Origin of the sequence: Pseudomonas sp. AKS31, assembly GCF_023634765.1 — a bacterium.
GTDB lineage: Bacteria > Pseudomonadota > Gammaproteobacteria > Pseudomonadales > Pseudomonadaceae > Aquipseudomonas.
On the sequence record NZ_JAMLFX010000001.1, the window covers coordinates 240,779 to 255,159 of the forward strand.

Consider the following 14,381-nt stretch of genomic DNA (forward strand, 5'->3'; position numbering starts at 1 on the left):
ATGAGCGACTCCCTTGATCTCAGCCTGGACGGTGTAGAACGCCGCTCGCTGGCTGACTTCACCGAAAATGCCTACCTCAACTACTCCATGTACGTGATCATGGACCGTGCTCTGCCGCATATCGGCGATGGCCTGAAACCGGTACAGCGGCGTATCGTCTACGCCATGAGCGAGCTGGGGCTGGACGCTGACTCCAAGCACAAGAAATCGGCGCGTACCGTCGGTGACGTGCTCGGTAAGTTCCACCCGCACGGCGATTCGGCGTGCTACGAAGCGATGGTGCTGATGGCGCAGCCGTTCAGCTATCGCTACACGCTGGTCGACGGCCAGGGCAACTGGGGTGCGCCGGACGATCCGAAGTCTTTCGCCGCCATGCGTTACACCGAAGCACGCCTGTCGCGCTATTCCGAAGTACTGCTCAGCGAACTGGGCCAAGGCACCGCCGATTGGGGCCCGAACTTCGACGGCACCTTGCAGGAGCCTTTGGTTCTGCCAGCGCGCCTGCCGAACATCCTGCTCAACGGCACCACCGGCATTGCCGTGGGCATGGCCACCGATGTGCCGCCGCACAACCTGCGTGAAGTGGCCACCGCTTGCGTACGTCTGCTCGATGAGCCGAAAGCCACGGTCGAGCAACTTTGCGAACACATCCAAGGTCCGGATTATCCGACCGAAGCGGAAATCATCACGCCGCGCGCCGACCTGCTGAAGATGTACGAAACCGGCAAGGGTTCGGTGCGCATGCGCGCCGTGTACCACGTCGAGGATGGCGACATCATCGTCACTGCGCTGCCGCACCAGGTGTCCGGCGCCAAGGTGCTGGAGCAGATCGCCGCGCTGATGCAGGCCAAACCGTCGAAAGCCCCGCAGATCGCTGACCTGCGTGACGAATCCGACCACGAAAACCCGTGCCGTATCGTGATCATCCCGGTCAACAGCCGCGTCGATCACGAAGCGCTGATGCAGCACCTGTTCGCCAGCACCGAGCTGGAGTCGACCTACCGGGTCAACGTCAACATCATCGGTCTGGACGGCAAGCCGCAGCTGAAAAACCTGCGTGCGCTGCTGGTCGAGTGGCTGGAATTCCGCGTGCTGACCGTGCGTCGCCGCCTGCAATTCCGCCTCGACAAAGTCGAGCGTCGTCTGCACCTGTTGGACGGTTTGCTGATCGCTTACCTCAACCTCGATGAAGTGATCCACATCATCCGCACCGAGGAACACCCGAAAGCCAAGCTGATCGAGCGTTTCGCCCTCAGCGAGATTCAGGCCGACTACATCCTCGACACCCGTCTGCGTCAGTTGGCGCGACTGGAAGAGATGAAGCTGCGCGACGAGCAGGACGAACTGCTCAAGGAGCAAGCCAAGCTGCAAGCTCTGCTGGGCAGCGAAGCCAAGCTGAAGAAGCTGGTGCGTACCGAGCTGTTGAAAGACGCCGAAACCTACGGCGATGACCGTCGGTCGCCAATCGTCGAGCGTGCTGAAGCCAAGGCGCTGACCGAACACGATCTGCTGCCGAACGAGAAAGTTACCGTTGTGCTGTCGGAAAAAGGCTGGATCCGTTCCGCCAAAGGTCATGACATCGACGCCACCGGCCTGTCGTACAAGGCCGGCGACGGCTTCAAGACCTCGGCAGCGGGGCGCTCCAACCAGTTTGCGGTGTTTATCGACTCGACCGGCCGCAGCTACTCGGTCGCCGCGCACACCTTGCCGTCGGCCCGTGGCCAGGGCGAACCGCTGACCGGTCGCCTGACGCCGCCGCCAGGCGCGAGCTTCGAATGTGTGCTGATGCCGGAAGATGATGCGTTGTACGTGATCGCGTCCGACGCCGGTTACGGTTTCGTGGTCAAGGGCGAAGACCTGCAAGCCAAGAACAAGGCCGGTAAAGCCCTGTTGAGCCTGCCGAACAACGCCAAAGTGATCGCGCCGCGCCCGGTGGCCGATCGTGAGCAGAACTGGCTGGCCTCGGTCACGACCGAAGGTCGCCTGCTGATCTTCAAAATCAGCGATCTGCCACAATTAGGTAAGGGCAAAGGCAACAAGATCATCGGTATTTCCGGTGAACGCGTGGCCAGTCGCGAAGAATATGTCACGGACATTGCCGTACTTCCGGAAGGCGCCACCTTGGTGCTGCAGGCCGGAAAACGGACCCTGTCGCTTAAAGCCGACGACCTCGAACACTACAAGGGTGAGCGTGGCCGTCGTGGCAATAAGCTTCCAAGGGGCTTCCAGAGGGTGGATGCGCTGCTCGTCGAAAACCTCAATCAGGCGTCCTAGAGAGCTCGATCTACGATTTAACGCGTAGATCGACGCTTTGGCGCTGGAGTCGGAACGCATATTCACGGATGATATGGCCTTTCCAAGCGCCGGCGTGGCCGAGCGTTCTTCATATTTATTGAGTATTTTCACTGTGGTCAGCCTTGTGGCGGCCACCTGGACGGGATGATGACTGCTCTGCGCCCCCTTATTTTCCTGCTCGCCGGCGTTTTGGGCCTGGCGGGTTGCAGCGTTCACCAGCCGGTGTCGCTGTATCAACTGGACAGCGGAAGTCCGGTTCAGCCTGCGCAAAGCGCGGGCATGGCGGTTTTGTTAGGCCCGGTAGTCGTAGCCGATTACCTGCAACGTGAGACTTTGCTGCAACGTCAACCGGACGGTAGCCTGCAAGCGGCGACCGACGGTCGTTGGGCTGGCAGCCTTTCGTCGGATATTGATCAGTTGCTGATGCGTCAGGTGGCTGGCCATCTGGACAGCCAGCGTGTGGTGCTGGCACCGGCTACTACGGGGTTCACTCCGGATGTGCAGGTGTTGTTGACCATCACGCGTCTGGACTCTGGCCAGAAACAACCGGCGATACTTGATGCGCAATGGCGTCTGATCGACCGTCGTGGTCAGGTGCGCGATAACCGCATCGTTCATCTGCAAGAGCTGCATGCTGGCAGTACGGCTTCGCAGGTGCAGGCCCAGGGCATTTTGCTGCAGCGTCTGGCCGAGCAATTGTCGGTAGCGCTCAAGCCGTTGGCCAATCAGCCTCCGGTGGCCGAGGCCCCGCGTAAAGCGGCACCGAAACCGGCAGCACCGGCGACGGAGGCCGAGAAGCAGCCGAAGATTCCAATGGCATCACCGATTCGTACCGATATGGAAGTGTTCCGCTTCTAAGCCTGGACCGAGTCAGAACAGAGCCCGCCTTGTGCGGGCTTTGTTGTGTCTGGGGTTTGGTGGGGAGGATCAAAAGCCCCTCACCCTAGCCCTCTCCCGGAGGGAGAGGGGACTGACCGAGGTGTCTGGCGTCATACATCGACCTGAAAGAGCTTGGCGAATGTGGATTCGGTAGAAGTGTCTGGCGTCATACATCGACCTGAAAGAGCTTGGCGAATGTGGATTCGGTAGAAGTGTCTGACGTCATACATCGACCTGAAAGAGCTTGGCGATTATGGATTCAAAGCAGGACGTGCAGGTCGGTGTATTTCGGCAATATCCCCCGATCAGTCCCCTCTCCCTCTGGGAGAGGGCTAGGGTGAGGGGCTTTTCAGTCAGCCACAAAAAAGCCCGCAGACAATCACTCGTCTGCGGGCTTCTGTGTTTAAGGCCTAAGGCTTACGCCCGACGCTCATGCATCCGCGCCAGTTGCCGTTCGAGCATCGACGGATAAGGCTCCATCAACCGCTCCACGCAGCAAGCACCCTCAGGGCTGGCGATCGGGCGGATCCGCGCACGCTGGCGTATCAGCGCGTCGTCGCTGATCTTGCGCTCAACCAGCAGCAGGTTGCGGCTGTGCTGCGACAAGGCCAGTGCGTCCTGAGCCGAATCGGTCAGCAGCAGATCGATCTGGCTCAGGCCGAACAGCTCATCGCCCAGCGTCAAACCCAACTGCAATTGCAGGGTGATGCCGCTGTCCGCGACCTCAATCTGCAACTGATGGCCCAGCGCCCGCAGCAGCTCGCCGCAGCAGATCGCGTTGGTCAGGTAATCGTCGCCGCTGTCTTCAGTGTGGAACAGCATCAGCGTGCTGCCGTCGTTCAGGGTTTCGATTTCGCCCTGATACAGCGACGCAGCCTGATCGAGGCAGTCGCGATAGCGCTCCTGCAATTCTTCAAGGCGTGCCCGCGGCAAGCGGCGCAGTTGCTCTTGTGAGCCCAATTGCACGGCCAGCACGGCGGTGTGCTGCGGCACGCTTGGAGACGGTTGGCGGATGACGGGTTGGGGCGCGCCATTGAGCGACTCATCGCGCAGGTCGGCGAATGCGTCATCGTCATCTTCATCTTCGACGGTGCTGACCAGATGTCTCGGCGCAGGCTTCTGCGCGGCCATTGGACGGGTTTCGTCGAAACTCGGATCACGCAAGTTGCGCACCTCGAATTCCGGCTCGTCCTCTTCGTCCTCGAACTCAGGCTCCGGTTCAGGTACAGGCTCTGGCGCGTAGTTGGCGTGCAGCTGACGCGCCAGATCGCCGATTTCATCCTGACGATCGATGCCTGGCGTGTATTCGTCGATGCGGCGCAGCCAGACGCGCAATTGCAGCAACGGCGTCGACAGGTAGCGGCCCATGCGCAGGCTCAGGGCCAGCGACAGCGCCAGCAGGATCCCGCTGAGGATGCCCATGCTTTGCAGACTGATGGTCATCGGCTGCTGGAACTGATCCATGTCCAGGCTGATGCGCAGTTGCCCGGCAGTCACGTCCTGGAAGGTGATCTTGCTCTCGTACATGCCCTCGGCTTCGCCCAGCAGGCTGTGCTTGGGCCGCTGACCGGACTCGGCGAGGATGCGGTTATCCACGCTATAGATCGCCGCGTGGGCCACCAGTTTGTTTTTGGTCAGATTGTTGAGCAGCACGTTGAGGCTGAGGATGTCGTTGGACACCAACAGCTCCGTGGCAGAAGTCGCGGTCTGCGTGGTCAGGCTTTCGCCCAGCGCATCGGCCTGCTGGTGCATGGCCTGCTTGAATTGCAAACCCATCACGCCGGCATAGATCACCAGGGCCAGAGCGACCAGGATCACGTTATGGCTGGCAATGCGCAATGCAATCGGTACACGGCGGTGGCGCAGTGCACGGAAGATCAGCAGGAAGAAGTTATCGGTTTTAACTGGCGTGGGCCGGTTCACTGAGCTCGGCTCTTTTGTCCGTGAAGTTGACGCGCAGTATAGCGACAGGCCCTAGACCGGCAAAGCGCTCACGGTGCCCGATGGTCACTGAAAGTGGGTAGAATGCGGTTTTTTTCCAGTTGCGGGGGTGCGCGTTGCGCGAAATCGTCCTGATTAACATCACGGGAGTCGACCGTCCGGGTCTGACGGCAGCCATTACCGGCGTTCTGGCACAAGGTGGTGTGAACATTCTCGACATCGGTCAGGCGGTGATCCACGACACCCTGTCGTTCGGCATCCTGGTTGAGATTCCCGATTCCGAGCAGGGTAAATCCGTGCTCAAAGACATCCTGTTCAAGGGCTACGAGCTCGACCAGCAGGTGCGCTTCACGCCGGTATCCGAAGAGGATTACCAGCAGTGGGTGGGCAATCAGGGCAAGAAACGCCACATCGTCACCCTGCTGACCCGCAAAGTCACCGCCGGCCAATTGCAGGCCGTCAGCTCGATCACCGCCAAATATGGCCTGAACATCGATCACATCGACCGTCTGTCGGGTCGCATGCCGCTGGACACCCCGGCTGATAAGGGCAAGGGCTGCATCGAGTTCTCCGTGCGTGGCGAAGCGGCTGATCCGCAAGCGCTGCGTGCCGAATTCCTCAGCGTGGCCCAAGAGCTGAACGTCGACATCGCCTTCCAGGAAGATTCGCTGTTCCGCCGTAATCGTCGTCTGGCGGTGTTCGACATGGACTCGACGCTGATCGAAGCCGAGGTCATCGACGAGTTGGCCAAGGCTGCCGGTGTCGGCGAGCAGGTGTCGGCAATCACTGAACGCGCCATGGCCGGCGAGCTCGACTTCCGCGCCAGTTTCAAAGAGCGTCTGGCCTTGCTCAAAGGTCTGGATGTCAGCGTGCTGGACTCGATCGGCGCTTCGCTGCGTCTGACCGAAGGCGCCGAAACGCTGTTCGCCGAACTCAAGCGTCTGGGCTACAAGACTGCAATTCTCTCCGGTGGCTTCACCTATTTTGCCAAGCAATTGCAGGCCAAACTGGGCATCGACTACGTGTTCGCCAACGAGCTGGAAGTGGTCGACGGCAAGTGTACTGGCGTGGCGATCGAGCCGATTGTCGATGCCCAGCGCAAGGCTGATTTGCTGAAAGAGTTGGCACACAAGGAAGGGTTGCGTCTGGAGCAGACCATCGCGGTCGGCGACGGCGCGAATGATCTGCCGATGCTGGCGATTGCCGGTTTGGGCGTGGCGTTCCGTGCCAAGCCGCTGGTCAAACAGTCGGCGAAGCAGGCGATTTCGACGTTGGGGCTGGATGGCGTGCTGTATCTGCTGGGTTTCCGCGATCGCGACGGGCAGTTGTAATTAAAGATCAAAAGATCGCAGCCTTCGGCAGCTCCTACAGAGGGATATGCATTTCCCTGTAGGAGCTGCCGAAGGCTGCGATCTTTTGCTTTAAAGCGACTTCCACAACGAATCAAAATCCTCCTCGCTCCCGCCATTGCGCGCGGCCTCCAGCGAGCGATAAGCGAACTGATTGAAACTGTGCGTACTCGCTACCCGTCGATCCAGCCCGGCGCGATGTTCTTCGCCCAGGGTGTTGATCAGCACTTTATTGCCTTCCTGAAACGGCAAGCGCGGCGCCAGCAAAGTCGCCGGCAAGTCGATCGCGCTGATCTCCGGTAGCAACAAGCCGCGCAGATACTGGCTGTGATCATCCCGCGAGCGCACCAGTTGCAGACCGCAAGGCTGGGCATGGGGCGCCACAAGCTCAATGCCCATTTGTGTGCCGCCGCCGCGCACCTGGCGGATCCAGCGAATGACCGCGATGCTCCAGCCCAGACTGACACTGTCGTGGATGCCGAGCATTTCCCCGGCCTGCAGTTCGGCAGGCACTTCATCCGGCCACGCGAGGCAGTATCCGCCGGGGCTGTGATTGATCACCGGCAAGGCATAGGTCGGGTAATGCGGCGTACTGTCCGTGCCGCCTTCATCCTCGAGCAAATGGTCGTACTGGATTTCCTCGTAAGGCAAAAATTCATCAGATTTGCTCTGCGGTGCTGCGTCGAAGGCCTGGCTCCAACTGTCCTTTTCACCTTCAGCGACGCTACTGCAGAAATTTGCCGGGCGCGCTGCGGGATGCTTGAGCAATTCGCTGAAACTGCGCTCGCCGCCGAGGTAAAAGTGCAGGGCGCTCATACCCACGCATACAGTGAGATTGCCCTGGCCAACGGTACGTTGAAAGCTGCGCTCGGCGGCCTGCCCCCAAGTCGCGTGCAGGTGTTGTAGGGTATCGAGGCTCAGGCCGGCCGGCACGGGTAGCGGCGTTGATGTGTCTTGATGCTGCAAATGCGCTTCGATGGCGTTCACCAGTGGCTGCGGATCGAAGCCGAGCAATCCGGGCTGTTCTTCGCTGCGAAACATGTTGCGGTAGCGCGGGCCGGCATCGATTGCCGGGCTGATCGCAAACAGGCCTTCGCTCGTGCGAGCGGGATGCAATTTGAGCAGGGCGCTCCACGGTTCGAGTACTTCGGCCAAGCGGGCGATCTGGTTCTGCCGCAATTGATTGCAGCGGGCACTGCCCAGAAGCAGGGCGGCGATGTAGGTCTGTTCAAGGCTGAGTTCGGTGGTGAGGCTGGCGAGATCGTCATGCACCCGGCGCTGTTGCAACTGCATTTCGCAGGCGCTGCGATACAGCTGATGCAGTTCGAACCACACATGCTCCGGCGCAGAGCTATACAACTGCGTCGCACGCAGCAGCTGACCTTTGAGTGCATGGGCCGCCCGTTGCAGGGCCGTGCTGACCAATGCCGCGCGATCCTTGCTGTACTTCGGCGCAATCCGCAACACGATCTGTTTGTAGCCGACGGCCAGATGGCTTTGCAGCGCCTTGCACAGATTGCTGATCTTGCGCGAGCGCTCGTCGAGCATGATCGCCTGATGCATGAAGTGCCGCTCCAGATGCTGGCAGACGAAATACACCTCGGGGCGCAGCAGCTCCAGCAGGTTGAGGCGGTTGTCGCTGGGGGTGAGCAACTGGTTGAGTTCGCCCAGGCCTTGATACAGCAGGCGGGCGGTTTCACCGATGTTGGCCTTGGGCAGGCCGGCGATCCAGCGCTTGAGGTCGCGCGGGGTGGCTTCGCAAAACGACAGACGCGTTTGCGTCGGGGTCGGGGCGCTCAGGGAGGGTAGGGGGCGAGATTCACTCATGCCTTGACTGGCTCCGGTGGCGAAATAGGCGATGCCCGAAACTCTAGCAGTTGTGGTCTGTTTCGCTGGTTGGCGTCAGCCTTTTTGACCATTGGTCTGCTGGCCGGATGCCATTCCTGAAGCCCTACTAGTCTCTCAGACGTGCGATCGGAAACGCACGGTTGCACGGCCTGCCGTCAACCTCGGGCAGGTCTCCCGAAACTTCAAGGAGATGAGGTTCATGTCTAAATATGCAGTGGCAAATCAATGGGGTGGCAGTTCGGCGCCGTGGCATCCGGGTGGAACCTGGGTGTTGGGCGGGCGGGACAACCAGAATGTCGTCGCTATCGAGATCAAGTCGCGCGATGACGGTAAAACGTTCACCGGCACCATGACCTATGCCGGGGAAGGTCCCATTGGCTTCAAAGCGCAACGCACCGGTCAGAACCAGTACAACGTCGAGAATCAGTGGGGTGGCAATGATGCCCCATGGCATCCGGGCGGCAAGTGGGTGATTGGCGGCCGGGACAATCAGAACGTTATCGCGTTGAGCATCACGTCCAGTGACGGAGGGAAAAACCTCAGTGGCACCAATACCTATGCCAACGAAGGCCCGATCGGCTTCCGTGGGCAAATAGAGTAACGGCACCACCGAGTTGTCTCCGCCCATTCGCAGACGTGCGAACGGGCGGATCCTGGCTCACATCATGTTCAGGCTTTTGGCAGTGCCAGGCCTTGGCCCATCTGCACTGGCGAACCGGCCACCAGTTCTTCAGCCCATTTAACCTGATCCGGCCCGAACAGCACGATCGCGGTCGAACCCAGTTTGAAGCGACCCAGTTCAGCACCTTTTTCCAGATGGATCGGCGCACGGGCGGCTTCGTCGTAGCGGAAGGTTTTCAGTTCGCGCTTCGGTGGGGTGACCAGGCCGGCCCACACGGTTTCGATCGAAGCGACGATCATCGCGCCCACCAGCACCACGGCCATCGGCCCGCGCTCGGTGTCGAAAATGCACGCCACACGTTCGTTGCGGGCGAACAGCTCCGGCACGTTTTCGGCGGTGGTCTGGTTGACCGAGAAAATCCGGCCGGGGATGTAGACCATTTCGCGCAGGGTGCCGGCCAGCGGCATGTGCACGCGGTGGTAGTCCTTCGGTGACAGGTAAATGGTGGCGAAGTCACCGCCCATGAACGGTGCAGCGTTGGCCGCATCGCCGCCGAGCAGTTCCAGCACGCTGAAGCTGTGGCCCTTGGCCTGGAACACGCGACCGTGTTCGATCGGGCCGAGCTGGCTGACCGCACCGTCGGCCGGGCTGAGGATCGCGCCCGGGGTTTCGTCCAGCGGACGCGCGCCGTCTTTCAGGGCGCGGGTGAAGAATGCGTTGAAGTGCTCGTAAGCGGTGAGGTCTTCGACCAGTGCTTGCGACATGTCCACCTGATAGCGCTTGGCGAACCATTGGGTGAAGGCATTCTTGAACCAGCGTACGCGGCACTCGGCAATGCAGCCGGCCAGGCGCGACAGCAGGTGATGAGGCAGCAGATACTGGCTGAGGATAAACAGACGCTCTTTCATTAGTTGTCCTTAGAACCTTGAATCTCGACAGGCGTGTCAGGGTGATTGCCCCATTCGCCCCAGGAACCGGCGTAGCCCTTGACCCGCGGATAACCGAGGGACTTGGCCACCAGATAAGTGAAGCCCGACCGGTGATGGGTCTGGCAGTGGGTAATGATTTCTTTGTCCTTGGTAATCCCGAGGTCTTCGAGGATCTGCGCAATGTCACTGCGAATGCGCAGCTGACGTGCCTTGTCCATGCCCGCCGTCCATTCGAAGTTGACCGCGCCCGGGATGTGACCGCCCTTGGCGGCCAGTACTTTCTCGCCGGAGTATTCCAGCGGTCCACGGGCATCCCAGATCGCCAGATCGGCAGCGCCGAGACGGCTTTGCAGGTATTCGCGGGTTGCCGTCGGCTCTTCGTGCAGGGTCAGTGCCACCGGGCCGCCTACCGCAGGCGGAACCTGGATCGACATTGGCATGCCGGCCGCCAGCCACGCCGGCAGACCGCCGTCAATGTAGTGGTATTTGTCGTGACCGATCACGTCGAGCAGCCAGATGAAACGCCCGGCCCAGCCGCCGCCTTCGTCGTCATACACGACATAGACCGCGTCCTGGCGGTGGCCCAGTTCACCGAACAACGCTTCCAGGTCGGCTTTGGCCGGCAACAAGCCCGGCGCCGGCGGCTGGCCGAGCTGGGTGCGTTTCGGGTCGACAAAGCGTGCGCCGGGAAAGTGACCTTCGGCATAACGGGCAGGGCTGGTCAGATCCACCAGAATCAGTTCAGGGGAATCGAGACGCGGGAGCAGGTCGCTCGCCTCGATGACGAGCGGCAAGCCAGAGAAGTCAGACATGTGAGGTCTCCAGAGCACAAAGGGGAGGATTGTAGCGCAGCCTCATCGGCCACGGCTGCTAAAGCTGTGCAGGGCTTTTTCGATGCACTGCGCGGTTTTGCCAAAGGCTTGCACGGTGATGTCGGCGAACGGCCCGCCGCCCTGATCGGCGACGACGATCATGATCACCCGACCGTTATTGACCAGCGAGCGCAGAAATAGATGCTCGCCGCGAAACAGCGTGCGCAGGCTCGCTGGCAGCAGGGCAGAGAATTGTGCGTTGTTCTCGGGATTGATCCGCACCTGCGCCTGTTGCGCGAGCAGCCGTTGCAGGACCTTGCTCTGGCTGACGACAAAATTCAGCGCCGCCGCTTCTTTCGGCAGCCCGGCGGTTTGATGCACGCGCAGATTGGACTGCGTGCGGTCGGCCATCAGGATCATCACCCGGCGCATGCCGCTGGCCACCAGCGCATCGCGAGCGGCGACGGTCAGGCTCATGGCATTGGTGAAACGGCTCGGCTCGGCCAACAGTTCGGCGCATTGCCGGCGCCATTGCGTCAGATCTTCCGAGGTTGGCGCAGCGGCGGGTAGCATGCCGGCCGGCAAACGATGGGTGCCCCATGGCCACAGCAACGAAACCGCTGGGTGCCACAAGTCCGGCATTGCATGGTGGCGCGCACTGTTGGCGGCTTGCTGGTGCAACTGTTGTTGCACTTCATCCATCGGGATCTGCAGATAAAGGCTGGTCAGGTACTGCCAGCGTTCGCTGTGCCGACTGTCCCACGCTTGTTGCGCCGACAGTGCCAGGCCGTTGGCCAGCAGCACAGTGTTGGCCGGCTGGTTGAGCCAGCGGCGCAGGGTCGGATCGTCATCGAGACGGTTTTGCTGGCGCAGCGGATGTTCGCTGTCGCGGGCGATGCGCAGGACTTTGACCAGTTCACGCTGTTCGCTGAGCAGCAATTTATAGCCCTGCTGGACCCAGATCGGCAGGTGCCAGACTTGCACCAGCGCCTCGGCGATCTTCAGCAAGCGCACGCCAAACAATTGCTTCTCGACCACCGGGGCCGACTCGCCCTTGTGGATAACCCGCAGTTCCCACTCTTCGAGCAACTCTGGATACGTCAGCGCCAAGGGCCAAAGCGGCGAGAGGAACAACAAGCTGCCCCAATGAATGTCCTGCCACAGCCGCGCCAGGCGACTGGCGAAAAAACCGTTGGCCTGTTGCGTCGCGTGCTGGCTGATCATCTGTAACTGGCGCAGGGCCTTGGGAATTTGCATCTGCGGTTCGGCAGGCAAGCGCGCGAGCAGTTCTTCTGTGCGGGCAAGGCCGAGGCGATTGATTGCCACCTCGAGATTTTCCGCCGGTGCGGCCATCGTGCCGTGGGTGTGACGATTTGCCTCACGGATGATGCTTAAGGCCAGCGCCGGGCTCTCCTGCATCAGGTCGGCGATGTCGCGCAACGAGCTGCGGTTGTCGCGGATCGCCCGGCAGACTTTGTCGTGAGCCTCTTGCGGCACGGGCAGCTGGACGCTGTCGAGCAGTTTTACCCAGCCCTCGAGCGTGGTCGGTTTTGCGTGTGGGACGTTCGTTTCATTAGCCATGTCTGGACGAGATCTTCACTGACTGTAGACGCGCCCGGCATGGGCTAAATTGGCTTTTCGCCTGAACTGGCTATAGTCTGGCGCAGTTTTGCCGATAAGTAGAAGAAGAGATTTTTTAACTTCCGAATATGACCTTGAACCCGACTTAAATAAGTACTTTCTACCTATGGCTAAAATTATCGGCATCATCGTCGTATTCGCGAGCGTGCTCGGCGGATACGTGCTCTCCCACGGCAAGATTGCCGCCCTGATCCAGCCCTTCGAGGTGTTGATCATCGGTGGTGCGGCACTGGGTGCATTCCTCCAGGCCAACCCCGGTTACATGACGATGCACGTGCTCAAGAAATCCCTGAGCATGTTCAGTTCGCGCTTCAGCCACACGTTCTATCTGGAAGTGCTCGGCCTGATCTACGAGATCCTCAACAAGAGCCGCCGCGAAGGCATGATGGCCATTGAAGGCGACATCGAAGACGCCGCCGCGAGCCCGATTTTCGCCAAGTACCCGGCCGTGCTCAAAGACGAACGCATGACCGCGTTTATCTGCGATTACCTGCGCATCATGTCCTCCGGGAACATGGCGCCGCACGAGCTGGAAGGCTTGTTCGACATGGAACTGTACAGCCTGAAAGAAGACCTCGAGCATCCATCCCATGCGGTGAACGGCATCGCCGACGCCATGCCCGGTTTCGGTATCGTCGCGGCGGTACTCGGTATCGTGGTGACCATGGCCTCGCTGGGTGAAGGTGATCAGAAGTCCATCGGTCTGCACGTCGGTGCGGCACTGGTCGGTACCTTCTTCGGTATTCTCGCGGCCTACGGTTTCTTCGGCCCGCTGGCGCACTCGCTGGCCCACGATGCCAAGGAAGAGCTGAACGTCTACGAAGCCATCAAGGCCTCGCTGGTAGCTTCGGCTTCCGGCATGCCGCCTTCGCTGGCGGTCGAGTTCGGTCGCAAGGTTCTGTACCCGGCGCACCGTCCAAGCTTCGCCGAGCTGGAACAAGCGGTTCGCGGTCGCTAAGTCATGGAAAATAATCAGCCGATTATCATCAAGCGCGTCAAGCGCATAGCCGGCGGGCATCACGGCGGGGCGTGGAAAATCGCCTTCGCCGACTTTGCCACGGCGATGATGGCGTTCTTCCTCGTGTTGTGGCTGCTGTCCACCGCGACGCCGGAGCAGAAGATCGCCATTGCCGGTTACTTCAAAGACCCGGTCGGCTTCTCCGAAAGCGGCACGCCGTACATCATTGATCTGGGCGGCACACCGACCCTGGCCCCGGAAAACACCCTTAACCCGGAAGTGAAATCGCAACCGCAGCCTGACAAGGTTACGGTCGATACCGAACAGGTTGAAGGCATGGCCGAGCAGGTCGAGAAGGAACGTCTGGAACTGCTGCTGCAAGAACTGCAGAACAAGGTCGACGAGAATCCGCAACTGCAGAAGTTCAAGGATCAGATCCTCTTCGAGATCACCCCGAATGGCTTGCGCATCCAGATCATGGACGCCGAGAACCGGCCGATGTTCGACTCGGGCTCCGCACGCCTGAAACCGTACTTTGAAGACATCCTGCTGGCCATGGCCGACACCATCAAAGCGGTGCCGAACAAGATCAGCATCAGCGGTCACACCGACGCCAAGCCGTACACCGGCACTGGTGATTTCGGTAACTGGGAACTCTCGGCCAACCGTGCCAACGCTGCCCGGCGTGCCTTGGTTGCCGGTAGCTATCCGGACTCGCAGGTGGCGCGGGTGGTGGGGTATGCCTCGTCGGCGCTGTTCGATCGGGAAAACCCGTTCAACCCGGTCAACCGTCGCATTGACATTGTCGTGCTGACCAAGAAAGCCCAAGCGGCCATCGAAGGTGCGCAAGGTGCCGACGCGGCTAAACCGGCGGATCAGAGTCAGAACGGCAATGCCCCGGCGACACCGGTTGATCCGAATGCGTTGCCGGCGGATCAGCAACCTGTGCCTGCGCACGAGTTGCGCGAGCGCTTGAATCTGTTCGACGACGCCGCACCGAAACCGGCCGAGCCGGGGAGTGCGGCGCCTGCTCCCGCTGCTCCGCCAGCCACTGCACCGGCTCCCGCGCCCAAGCAGTGATTCACAAAAAGCCACGGTTACCGTGGC

11 protein-coding genes are annotated in these 14,381 nt (G+C 60.7%); 6 read left to right on the plus strand and 5 right to left on the minus strand.

What is annotated here, in order from left to right; all coding sequences use genetic code 11:
- Positions 1-2,274, plus strand: coding sequence for a DNA topoisomerase IV subunit A (gene parC / locus M9827_RS01050; RefSeq protein ID WP_250602916.1), 2,274 nt, complete (start codon positions 1-3; stop codon positions 2,272-2,274).
- A gap of 168 nt (positions 2,275-2,442) precedes the next feature.
- Positions 2,443-3,153 carry a PqiC family protein gene (locus tag M9827_RS01055; protein WP_250602917.1) on the plus strand — a complete coding sequence of 237 codons (711 nt, stop codon included), beginning with the start codon at positions 2,443-2,445 and terminating at the stop codon, positions 3,151-3,153.
- A gap of 438 nt (positions 3,154-3,591) precedes the next feature.
- Here the strand turns inward: M9827_RS01055 and M9827_RS01060 are convergent, their stop codons facing one another.
- Positions 3,592-5,097, minus strand: a complete 1,506-nt coding sequence (locus M9827_RS01060; RefSeq protein WP_250602918.1) for an AhpA/YtjB family protein — start codon at positions 5,095-5,097, stop codon at positions 3,592-3,594.
- 134 nt (positions 5,098-5,231) lie between these two features.
- On the opposite strand from M9827_RS01060, the gene serB reads away from it, so the two are divergent.
- Positions 5,232-6,446, plus strand: a complete 1,215-nt coding sequence (gene serB / locus M9827_RS01065) for a phosphoserine phosphatase SerB (RefSeq protein ID WP_064388597.1) — start codon at positions 5,232-5,234, stop codon at positions 6,444-6,446.
- Between the two features lie 90 nt (positions 6,447-6,536).
- Here serB and M9827_RS01070 read toward each other — a convergent pair whose 3' ends face one another.
- Positions 6,537-8,291: a cyclic-di-GMP receptor FimW-related protein gene (locus tag M9827_RS01070; RefSeq protein ID WP_250602919.1), complete on the minus strand. Its 1,755-nt coding sequence runs from the start codon at positions 8,289-8,291 to the stop codon at positions 6,537-6,539.
- A 220-nt stretch (positions 8,292-8,511) separates the two neighbouring features.
- On the opposite strand from M9827_RS01070, the gene M9827_RS01075 reads away from it, so the two are divergent.
- Positions 8,512-8,913: a lectin OAA family protein gene (locus tag M9827_RS01075; RefSeq protein WP_250602920.1), complete on the plus strand. Its 402-nt coding sequence runs from the start codon at positions 8,512-8,514 to the stop codon at positions 8,911-8,913.
- Positions 8,914-8,981: 68 nt separating this feature from the next.
- Here the strand turns inward: M9827_RS01075 and asd are convergent, their stop codons facing one another.
- Genes asd through M9827_RS01090 form a run of 3 tightly spaced genes read right to left on the minus strand, consistent with a single transcriptional unit; the run spans position 8,982 to position 12,256 of the window.
- Positions 8,982-9,842 carry an archaetidylserine decarboxylase gene (asd, locus tag M9827_RS01080; RefSeq protein ID WP_024011354.1) on the minus strand — a complete coding sequence of 287 codons (861 nt, stop codon included), beginning with the start codon at positions 9,840-9,842 and terminating at the stop codon, positions 8,982-8,984.
- Entirely contained in the window at positions 9,842-10,675 is an 834-nt protein-coding gene (rhdA, locus tag M9827_RS01085) for a thiosulfate sulfurtransferase (RefSeq protein WP_250602921.1), read from the minus strand. The genes asd and rhdA overlap by 1 nt, the downstream gene beginning before the upstream one ends.
- 42 nt (positions 10,676-10,717) lie before the next feature.
- Positions 10,718-12,256, minus strand: a complete 1,539-nt coding sequence (locus M9827_RS01090) for an HDOD domain-containing protein (protein WP_250602922.1) — start codon at positions 12,254-12,256, stop codon at positions 10,718-10,720.
- Between the two features lie 166 nt (positions 12,257-12,422).
- Between M9827_RS01090 and motA the strand changes: the two genes are divergently transcribed.
- Positions 12,423-13,274 carry a flagellar motor stator protein MotA gene (motA, locus tag M9827_RS01095; RefSeq protein ID WP_007915795.1) on the plus strand — a complete coding sequence of 284 codons (852 nt, stop codon included), beginning with the start codon at positions 12,423-12,425 and terminating at the stop codon, positions 13,272-13,274.
- Positions 13,275-13,277: 3 nt separating this feature from the next.
- Positions 13,278-14,354 carry a flagellar motor protein MotB gene (gene motB / locus M9827_RS01100; protein WP_250602923.1) on the plus strand — a complete coding sequence of 359 codons (1,077 nt, stop codon included), beginning with the start codon at positions 13,278-13,280 and terminating at the stop codon, positions 14,352-14,354.
- The last annotated feature ends 27 nt before the right edge of the window (positions 14,355-14,381 follow it).

What these genes read in the sequence shown, in the direction of transcription:
- motA (WP_007915795.1), top strand. Translation starts at nt 12,423, where the DNA reads ATGGCTAAAATTATCGGCATCATCGTCGTATTCGCGAGCGTGCTCGGC.
- parC (WP_250602916.1), top strand. Translation starts at nt 1, where the DNA reads ATGAGCGACTCCCTTGATCTCAGCCTGGACGGTGTAGAACGCCGCTCG.
- rhdA (WP_250602921.1), bottom strand. Translation starts at nt 10,675, where the DNA reads ATGTCTGACTTCTCTGGCTTGCCGCTCGTCATCGAGGCGAGCGACCTG.
- M9827_RS01055 (WP_250602917.1), top strand. Translation starts at nt 2,443, where the DNA reads ATGACTGCTCTGCGCCCCCTTATTTTCCTGCTCGCCGGCGTTTTGGGC.
- M9827_RS01090 (WP_250602922.1), bottom strand. Translation starts at nt 12,256, where the DNA reads ATGGCTAATGAAACGAACGTCCCACACGCAAAACCGACCACGCTCGAG.
- M9827_RS01070 (WP_250602919.1), bottom strand. Translation starts at nt 8,291, where the DNA reads ATGAGTGAATCTCGCCCCCTACCCTCCCTGAGCGCCCCGACCCCGACG.
- motB (WP_250602923.1), top strand. Translation starts at nt 13,278, where the DNA reads ATGGAAAATAATCAGCCGATTATCATCAAGCGCGTCAAGCGCATAGCC.
- asd (WP_024011354.1), bottom strand. Translation starts at nt 9,842, where the DNA reads ATGAAAGAGCGTCTGTTTATCCTCAGCCAGTATCTGCTGCCTCATCAC.
- M9827_RS01075 (WP_250602920.1), top strand. Translation starts at nt 8,512, where the DNA reads ATGTCTAAATATGCAGTGGCAAATCAATGGGGTGGCAGTTCGGCGCCG.